Annotated in this window: 9 protein-coding genes; 3 read left to right on the top strand and 6 right to left on the bottom strand. The window is 62.7% G+C overall.

Annotated features, from left to right (window positions below):
• Both I8N66_RS30350 and I8N66_RS30345 read right to left on the bottom strand, forming a co-directional pair.
• Window positions 1-827 (bottom strand): UbiA family prenyltransferase (locus tag I8N66_RS30350; RefSeq protein WP_291162058.1); only part of this gene is annotated, 827 nt, incomplete at its 3' end.
• 126 nt (window positions 828-953) lie between these two features.
• Complete coding sequence (locus I8N66_RS30345) at window positions 954-1,838, bottom strand: alpha/beta fold hydrolase (protein WP_291162055.1); 885 nt, start codon at window positions 1,836-1,838, stop codon at window positions 954-956.
• A 245-nt stretch (window positions 1,839-2,083) separates the two neighbouring features.
• On the opposite strand from I8N66_RS30345, the gene parE reads away from it, so the two are divergent.
• Complete coding sequence (gene parE, locus I8N66_RS30340) at window positions 2,084-4,144, top strand: DNA topoisomerase IV subunit B (protein WP_291162052.1); 2,061 nt, start codon at window positions 2,084-2,086, stop codon at window positions 4,142-4,144.
• Window positions 4,145-4,265: 121 nt separating this feature from the next.
• Here parE and I8N66_RS30335 read toward each other — a convergent pair whose 3' ends face one another.
• Window positions 4,266-4,736, bottom strand: coding sequence for a GNAT family N-acetyltransferase (locus tag I8N66_RS30335; protein WP_291162050.1), 471 nt, complete (start codon window positions 4,734-4,736; stop codon window positions 4,266-4,268).
• Between the two features lie 225 nt (window positions 4,737-4,961).
• Between I8N66_RS30335 and I8N66_RS30330 the strand changes: the two genes are divergently transcribed.
• Window positions 4,962-5,375 (top strand): hypothetical protein, encoded by a 414-nt coding sequence (locus I8N66_RS30330; RefSeq protein WP_291162047.1) that lies wholly within the window; start codon window positions 4,962-4,964, stop codon window positions 5,373-5,375.
• A gap of 9 nt (window positions 5,376-5,384) precedes the next feature.
• On the opposite strand, the gene I8N66_RS30325 is transcribed toward I8N66_RS30330, so the two are convergent.
• Together I8N66_RS30325 and I8N66_RS30320 are read right to left on the bottom strand one after the other, a co-directional pair.
• Complete coding sequence (locus I8N66_RS30325; protein ID WP_291162044.1) at window positions 5,385-6,407, bottom strand: aldehyde reductase; 1,023 nt, start codon at window positions 6,405-6,407, stop codon at window positions 5,385-5,387.
• Between the two features lie 101 nt (window positions 6,408-6,508).
• Window positions 6,509-7,645, bottom strand: coding sequence for a DUF2336 domain-containing protein (locus tag I8N66_RS30320; RefSeq protein ID WP_291162042.1), 1,137 nt, complete (start codon window positions 7,643-7,645; stop codon window positions 6,509-6,511).
• A 74-nt stretch (window positions 7,646-7,719) separates the two neighbouring features.
• Between I8N66_RS30320 and I8N66_RS30315 the strand changes: the two genes are divergently transcribed.
• The gene (locus tag I8N66_RS30315; RefSeq protein ID WP_291162040.1) at window positions 7,720-8,418 is read left to right on the top strand and encodes an aldolase; all 699 of its coding nucleotides are present in this window, start codon (window positions 7,720-7,722) and stop codon (window positions 8,416-8,418) included.
• Between the two features lie 27 nt (window positions 8,419-8,445).
• On the opposite strand, the gene I8N66_RS30310 is transcribed toward I8N66_RS30315, so the two are convergent.
• The gene (locus tag I8N66_RS30310; RefSeq protein ID WP_113537724.1) at window positions 8,446-9,048 is read right to left on the bottom strand and encodes a flavin reductase family protein; all 603 of its coding nucleotides are present in this window, start codon (window positions 9,046-9,048) and stop codon (window positions 8,446-8,448) included.
• Window positions 9,049-9,106: the final 58 nt, after the last annotated feature.

Below are 9,106 nucleotides of genomic sequence, written 5' to 3'. Positions count from 1 at the left end.
GCAAGTATGAGCGCCGTCGGTACCGACATTTGGCCGCTCGCGAGCGGCCGGTGACGCTTCTTTGCGTGGCGGCGGTCGTTCGAAAGGTCCGAAAGGTCGTTGATGACGTAGACCGCCGAAGCGAGGAAGCTGAACGCGAAGAAGGCAATGATGACGCTGACGATCGCGTCGAAATGCAGGACCTCGTGATTGAGGATCATCGGCACGCCGATCAGCACGTTCTTTGCCCACTGATGCACCCGAATGGATTTCAGCGGCGCCAGCACGCTCACCTTGCCGGTATCCAGACACTCGGCATCATGACTGCGGCGCCATTTTTCGGCAGCGGCATCAGGCGCAACCACAATCGCGCGGCGCGCCACCTCGAAGACGGCGATGTCGTCGCGGCTATTGCCCATGTAGTCGAACGCGCCGTCGCCGAAACGATCGACCAGCGCCTGGCGCTTGCGGCTGCTCGTCAGATTGAGCGCATCGGTCGAATGCATGACCGAGGAAAAGAGGCCGACGTGATCGGCAATATCCCGGGCAACCGACGGCGCCGCACCGGTGACGAGTACCAGTTCGCGGCCCGTCTTTCTCTCCTCGGCGAGCCGGTCGATGACGGCCTGCCGGTAGGGCCAGTCCTGCGCCCTGCGCCCGGAACGCAAGGCCACCTCGTGTTTCAACCGCGCCTTGCCCTTTGCCAGCCAGAGCAGCATGGGAAAAAGCATCAGGGGGTTGCGCAACAGGATGATCGCCGCGCCTTCCCACAGTGTATCGGCGGCCAACAGAGTACCGTCCAGATCCACACACAGCGGAATGTGCCGTGTCTCGGTGCGCGCGTCCATGATTTCCATCCCAGCCATAATTGCCGGCATGATGACGTCTTCAACTTTCCAGAGTGGAAACACGGGCCACAATCTCGCCCGGAAACTGTCGACCTGGTTAACAAATGTCGGCAGCGCTGACCAAGGTCAGTGGCGGCCGATCCAGTTCAACGCATCGCGCCAGTCAGTCATGCGCACCGGGGTGCCGTGTGAGCCGCTTTCGAACAGGACGAAGCGTGTCGGATAGCCTTGAGCCTTCAGCGTGCGATAAAGTGCCTTCTGGCTCTCGGCCGGATAAACGCTGTCGCGGCTGCCATGGCTGAAGAACATGGGCAGCTTCGCCTTGTAGGCGGCACTCTTCGTGAAATCGGGGTCGCTCACGCCACCCATCACCATCATGCCGCTGAGAGCGGCGACAGCGGAGGGATCGCGCGAAACGCCCCAGCAGATGAAGCTGCCCATCGAGGCGCAGGCCAGTACCACAGGCCGGCCGCCCGAGCGCTCTGAGACCTGCCTGACCAGGCCGGCAATATCCGCGGCACCTGATGTGTCGAAGGAGCGGACGCTCGGTGCGTAGTAGACGCCACCGTTGGCGACGGCGAGGTTTTTCAGCCGATTGAAGTTGCCGCCAAAGGAAAAATCGTTGGTGCCGAGCCGTCGGTCGCCACCGCGACCGTGGATGAAGATCACCGTGAAGGCAGCGCCGCGGTCCGGACCGACGCGGGTCACGTCAAGCGGACGGCCGCCGATGTCGAGCGTCTCGTTGACCTGCTCGCTTTTCACGCCCAGAGAAACATAGGCGCGCTTCACCCGGCGTTCCGGGATTTCGTCCCGTTCGTTGATATCGCGCAATTCCTGATAGTCGACGGTCAGGTCATCACCGTCATCATTTTGCTGCAGCACCTTGCCATAGGAGAAGAGCTCGTCCTTGAAGGGCTTCAGTGCCTGCGCCTGGACGACAGAAGCTGCGGAAAAGAAGGCAACGGCCAGCAGAAGCCGACGAAACGGAAAAACAATTGTGGACACGGCCAATGACGGGCTCCCTCGTTCGCCGAAAGCCTTGCCATCGCCCGGACGTCAAAGCAACACTTGCGCCATGACACGGCCGTGAAGGCGGATTTTCGCCAAGGCCGACGCCGGCATTCTCCTTTTGTTCGCGTATCCTGTGAGAGTCTGGCAGAATTCAGATGATTCGACCGCCGGGGGATGGCGGCAAAGCCGAGGTCTTGCTATGGCCTCAGGCATCCCCATACGACAGGAACGATCCGAACGGCCCCATGGACGACAACAGCGACCTCTTTTCAATGCCCGAGCAACCGAAGCCCGTACAGCCGAGCGCCAAACCGGCTGTGCCAGCGGCACCCGTCGTGCGCGAAGAGCCTCGCCCTGCCCCGAAAGGCAGTGATGGCAGTGATTATGATGCGTCGGCAATCGAGGTGCTCGAAGGCCTGGAGCCGGTGCGCCGTCGTCCGGGCATGTATATCGGCGGCACCGACGAAAAGGCGCTGCACCATCTCTTCGCCGAAGTCATCGACAACTCGATGGACGAAGCGGTGGCCGGCCATGCCAACTTCATCGAAGTGCACCTCGACGCAGACGGCTTCCTGACCGTCACCGACAACGGTCGCGGCATCCCGGTCGAGAACCATCCAAAATTCCCGGGCAAGTCGACGCTCGAAGTCGTCATGACGGTTCTGCATGCCGGCGGCAAGTTCGACGGCAAGGCCTACGAGACCTCCGGTGGTCTGCATGGTGTGGGCGTTTCCGTCGTCAACGCGCTGTCCGATGCGCTCGAAGTGGAGGTTGCGCGCAATCGCAAGCTCTATCGCCAGCGCTTCTCCCGCGGCATTCCGCAGGGCGGGCTCGAAGAACTCGGCGATGTGCACAACCGCCGCGGCACCCGCGTTCGCTTCCATCCGGACCCGGATATTTTCGGGCCGCATGCGCATTTCGAGCCCGGCCGGCTGTTCCGCATGGCGCGCTCGAAGGCCTATCTCTTTGGCGGCGTCGAGATCCGCTGGTCCTGCGATCCCTCGCTGCTGCAGGAAGGCTCGGAGATCCCGGACAAGGCTGTCTTCCACTTCCCCGGCGGCCTGAAGGACTATCTCGCCGCAACACTCGGTAAGGAATTCACCGTCACCCGTGAGATCTTCGCCGGCAAGTCGGAGAAGGCAAACGGGCACGGCTCGCTCGAATGGGCGGTCACCTGGTACGGCGGCGACCAGCAGGTCCATTCCTACTGTAATACCATCCCGACGCCCGAGGGCGGCACGCACGAGGCGGGCTTCCGCATCGCGCTGACCAAGGGCCTGAAGAACTATGCCGAGCTGACGCAGAACAAGCGGGCGGCGATCATCACCACCGACGACGTGATGATTTCGGCAGCAGGCATGCTTTCGGTCTTCATTCGCGAACCGGAATTCGTCGGCCAGACCAAGGACAAGCTTGCGACGGTCGAGGCCCAGCGCATCGTCGAAAACGCACTGCGCGACCCATTCGACCACTACCTTGCCGACAATCCGGGCGAAGCCGCCAAGCTGCTCGACTGGGTCGTCGAGCGTGCAGAAGAACGCGTGCGCCGACGCAAGGAAAAGGAAGTCAACCGCAAGACGGCAGTGCGCAAGCTGCGCCTGCCGGGCAAGCTCGCCGACTGCTCGCAGAACACCGCAGAAGGCGCCGAACTCTTCATCGTCGAAGGGGACTCTGCAGGCGGATCGGCAAAGCAGGCACGCAACCGCGCCAACCAGGCGATCCTGCCGTTGCGCGGCAAGATCCTCAACGTCGCAAGCGCCGGCCGCGAGAAGCTTAGCGCCAACCAGCAGATCACCGATCTCGTCCAGGCGCTTGGCTGCGGCACCCGCAGCAAATACCGCGAAGAGGACCTGCGCTACGAGCGCATCGTCGTGATGACCGACGCCGACGTCGACGGCGCGCACATCGCCTCGCTGCTGATCACCTTCTTCTATCAGGAAATGCCTGAACTGATCCGCGGCGGTCACCTCTATCTCGCCGTGCCGCCGCTCTATCGCATCAGCCAGGGCTCGAAGACGCTTTATGCGCGCGACGATGCGCATCGAGAAGAATTGATGCGCACCGAGTTTTCCGGTCGCGGCACAGTCGAGATCGGTCGCTTCAAGGGTTTGGGCGAGATGCTGCCGGCGCAGCTCAAGGAAACGACGATGGACCCGAGGTTCCGCACGTTGCTCAAGGTCGAGATCGACGAGATCGATTTCGAAGGCACGCGCGAGGCGGTGGACAATCTCATGGGTACCAAGGCCGATGCCCGCTTCCGCTTCATCCAGGAGCGCGCCGTATTTGCCGAGAACCTGGACATCTGATCCGGAACTGTTGCGAAAATGCGCACGCTTCTTGTGCGCCCTGAGCCATCAAGATCGAAAGCGGCGGCCCGAGGCCGCCGTTTCCGTTTTCAAGTCCTTGCGGTAAGCGGGCGAAGAGAGATCATGCCGTCTTGCGAACTGGCTTTTCCATGAACAGGCTCAGCGGATCCGGCTGGTAGTCTCCGAAAGGTGAACGCTCGACATAGCCGGTCGCCTTGTAAAGCCCGATCGCCTCGGGCTGATAGATGCCGGTTTCGAGGCGAATTGCCGTGTAGCCAAGATCACCCGCACGCGCCTCCAGGGCCTGCAACAACAGCTTGCCGACTTTCAGGCCCCTCGCCTCAGGATCGACGAACATGCGTTTGATCTCGGCCGTGCCGTTACCGGCTTCCACGAGCGCGCAGCAGCCGACGATGTCATCCTCGCGGCGGGCCACCAGGAACGAGACCCCGGCCTGCTCCAGGCTCGATAGGTCGACCATATGATTGCTTTCGGCAGGATAGAGCGAAGCGGCATAAGCGTCGGAGAGTTCCAGCAGACGCACGACCGCGGCTTGGCGTGGGGACTCCAGGGCTATCGTTACGGCAGGCAATGATTTCGTCCTTCTTGGCTTCAGCGATTTGTGCCGGAGGTTAGTGCCACCCTTACCGCCAGCCAATACGTCAAATGACGCAGGGTCCCGGTACTCGCCCTATCAATCCGGCTAAACGGCTGAAACAATTTGTTCCGCGTCGCCGACAACGCTGCCCTATTTCGGGGAGAATCGTGCAGGCATAGGTTGATCCGACCACAACCTCCAGGGACCGACAGGAACACCATGCAAGCGGCGCTGATTGTCATGACCATTCTCGGCTGCGACCACGACGTCAGCCAATGCCAGTACATTTCGACGGTCAATGGTACATGGCCATCGATCGCCCAATGCGACACGGATTCGCAGGCGCAATTGCCGAAGTTCTCGAATGCCAACTATCCGGTCGTCGTCGCGATGTGCGAGAGTTCCGGTCCGGCCCTCGCCGACCTCAGCCCGCCACCGGCCGGTTCCCAGCAGAGCCAGACACCACCTCCACAAGTGGCCGAACCGGTGTCGGAGCCAAACCTGCCGAAGTGGACACTGGCCTTCCTCTCAGGCGCCATCCCGGATCGAGAGAAGCTCAAGACGATCGTTACAAAGCCGGTGCACTATATCGAAGACGGCTATTCCTGGGTCGCCCGCCGCTTCACCAACTAGCGGTCTCGCTCAAACCAGACCGGCAGCAATCAGGCTTTCGGCGCTGGCTGCTACGGCCGTTTCTGCGGTTCGCGGCTGCCACCCCAGAACGCGACGTGCCTTTTCGTTGGAAATACGGGAGTCGCGTCCCAATTCCCGCACGATCAGCCGCAAGCCGGCATCAAAGGGCGCAGCCAAGCCTGCCAGCCAATTCGGCAGAATGAACTTTGGCAGCTTGGCGGCATGCTCCGGAAACCGCCGGCGCAGGACGGACGCCATGTCGGCAAGTGACAACGTCTCGGCGGCGATCAGAAACCGCTCGCCCGCGGCTCCCGCGACCGTCATTGCCCGGACATGGGCGTCAGCAACGTCACGGATGTCAACGACGGGTACGCTGAACCTCGGCAGAGCGGGATAACCACCCCTCAGAAGGTTGCGAACCACGGCGACAGAGGTGCCTATCTCGCGCCCGAGCAGCGGCCCAAGGACCATGCCGGGATTGACCACTGCCAACTCGAGCCCGTTTTCGGCCGCATAGTCCCAGGCCGCACGCTCCGCAAAGGTCTTTGATCGGTAATAGGGCGTCGCCAGCGGTGATTGCGGGTCGGTCCAGTCGGTCTCCGTGAAAGGAGCGCGGCCAGCCCCGTAGATGACGGCGGCAACAGAAGAGGTGAGAACGACGCGGCGAACGCCGGCCAAATGAGCGGCCTGAAGGACACGCAGCGTGCCGTCCCGCGCCGGCCCGATCAGATCGGCTTCATCCGCAGGCAGCCGCGCCGGGAACGGCGATGCAGTGTGCAAGACATGGGAAACGCCAACGAAGGCCTCAGCCCAGCCTCTTTCCCCCAGGAGGTCCGCTTCGACAAAGGCCAGTTTTCGTCCTTCCGTACCGCCGGCAGCGCGGATCGATTCTTCGATCTCCTCCTTGCGCGCCAGATCACGAACGGTGCCGCGCACGTCGTAGCCCTGCCGTAACAAGAGAAGCGCGACGTGACGCCCGACAAAGCCGCCTATGCCGGTTACAGCGACGGTTGCGTCGGCCCTCACGTTCATGCGTCAGTTCCTCATTGGCCACGAGCCCGCATCGGGCTGCCAGCAGAATTGGGTGGAGAGGTCGCGGGATGCAAGCGGGATGCAAACGGCCGCGACGGAAGTCAGGCTGCCTGGCGCGCTGCAAGTTCCGCATAGCTGCGGGCCGACTGGCGCTCCTCGGCAAATGCCAGGCGCTCGAGCAGGTCGATCATCGCGGTATTGACCGGCGACGACGAGCGCTCGTTCCTTAGCCGCGCGAGCAGCGCCTTGGAAACGGACGCCGTGCCGTCGTGTCCAGCTGCCGTATCCTGGCGCCAGAGAAGCACGGCCGCCGCAAAGGTTTCGCTGACATCGTGGCCGAGGCCGGCACTCTCGAACAGAGCGCGGATCGAGTGAACGCGACCGCCGGACAGGATGGAGCGCACACGCCTCTCGCAGACGCCAGAGAGATCGACGATCGCCGCCGAGAAGAATTCCGCGCGACCGGTGACGAGCGCGTGGAGCAGGAAGGCCGGGGTCAGGCGGCCGGTCTCGCGCAGATGCGACACGAGGCCAGGCAATTCCTCCACCGCCAGTGTGCCTGCCATGCCGACGGCGGCAATGTCGCAGGCTTCCCGGGTGATCCGCTGAACCCGGGCTTCGCCGATCGCCATCTGCACCAGACCGAAGGCGGCCAGCGCCGCCCCCACCTCTTCCACCAGCGCATGGCGGGCATCGCTTGGGAGGTCCGGCCGTGCAAGCAACAGGTCGCGTACGGCCGCCGAGCAGCCGAGACGCTCGGCGATGCGTTTCAGCGAGCGGCGCGAAAGGTTGGCGCCGGTATTTTCCAGAAGGATCAGCACCTCTTCCTCACCGCCGATTTCAGCGAGGGCGGCGCACACGGCGCGGGAGACGAAGCTGCGCGCCGCGATCAGCGCGCGCGTCTCGAGCGTACCTCTGGCAGCGAGATCGACCAGATCCTCGTCAGTCAAGACAGGCGAGCGGGAGATGACGACATAGGCAATTTCGGGCTGGTCTTCGGCAAGGCCGAGAATGATGGCGCGTGGAACGGACGAGCAGCCACAAAGCGCATCGGCGAGTGCGCGCCGAACCTTTGGCGACGGATCGTCGAGCAGGAACGTCATCGCCATCTCCGCCGCGCGGCGGTCGAGGCCATTCATCTCAGCGCCGACATAGGCGCGACCGAGCGCGCTGGCAGCGCGGGTTCGTTCGCCCGTTCTCGCCGTTTCCACCCAGCGAAGAAATGCTTGTATGATCACCTACGCCCCACTAGACCACGCCAATGCCACCGATGTTCAAACCCTAGCCGGCAAAGGTTTAAGATTGGTTCACCATGTCTGTTAACCGCTCCCAAACCATGAATCCGCTGCTGATCACCGATGGCACGCCTCCGACCATGGACGTCCTTGCGCTCAATGCGTTCTCTGGCGTGATCACGGATATCGGGTGCGACGCAGAAATACTGCGTGGCTGGGCGCGGTTGGCAGGCCGAAGCTTCGACCTTTTTGCGCGCGCCGAACCACTGGAACGGCTGGACGAAGAGGCATTGAACCGGATCATCGTGAGCGGTGTAGACGGTATCGTTCTTTCCGGATGCCGCGGGCGCGCCGACATACAACAGTTCGACGTGATGCTGCGGGTGGCGGAAGCCACCAATGGCATCGCGCCTAACCGGATCCGGATCTATGCAGAATACGGCAGTTCGCCGGAGGGCCTGTTGTCGCCCTATCCTCTGACACATGCGTCGCCCCGCCTGGAAGCGTTGGTCTTCAACGGTGCGGCGCTCGCAAAATCGCTTGGCTGCCTGGAGCCGACCAGCGCGCCCCACCAGCGTGTGGCAGCACCTATCCTCGCAGGACGGTCCTATGTGGTCCTGAAGGCGGCAGAAGCCGGCGTGCCTGCCTATGAGGTGTTGCCCGCCTGCGCCGATGAAGCCGCGACACGGTGGGCGCAATCGCTGAGCCTTGACAACGGCTTTGCCTCGGTCGTTTGCAGTTCGATCGAGCAGGCAGTCGTCGTCAGCGTCGCGTGACCTATCCGGCGCACAATATCGCTGATCTCAACGGGTCGGGCGCGTCATCTGGAAGACATCGCCGCCGTCGCAATAATCCATATAGCCAAGACGGGCGAGCGGCCTGACCGTCGCCATGTCGAATCGGCCATCGCGGATTGCTTCTTCGCGGATATGAATGCCGACGACCTGACCTATGACGACATAGTTGTCGGACACTTCGCCATCCAGGCCCTTCGGTTGAAACATTTCCGTCGTCCGGCACTCGAGCGCAGCAAAGGCCTCGGCAACGAACGGCGCCTTCACCAGGGTGCCGTCAACCGGCGTGAGTCCGGCGATCTCGAATTCGCTCTCGCCGTGCGGCGCCGGTATCGACGTCTTGTTCACGGCTTCGGCGAGACTACGGCTGGCGAAGCTCGCCGTGAACTCGCCAGTTGCTTCGATGTTGCGGACCGAATCCTTGTATCCGCTCGACGAAAACATCACGAGTTTCGGCCGGTCGGCGATGACATTGAAGAAGGAATAGGGCGCGAGGTTCAGCGAGCCGTCAGCCGACCGCGTGCCGATCCAACCGATCGGCCGCGGCGATACGATGGCCTTGAAGGGGTCATGCGGCATGCCGTGACGATTCGAGGCCGTATCGTAGAACATCAGGCGCCCTCACCGACCCAAGTGACGATCTCTGCGAGTTCCGGCCGCGGCCGTTCCG

Origin of the sequence: Ensifer sp. SSB1 (genome assembly GCF_016652895.1) — a bacterium.
In the GTDB taxonomy this organism is placed as follows: domain Bacteria; phylum Pseudomonadota; class Alphaproteobacteria; order Rhizobiales; family Rhizobiaceae; genus Ensifer.
This window is presented reverse-complemented; position numbering and strand designations above follow the sequence as displayed.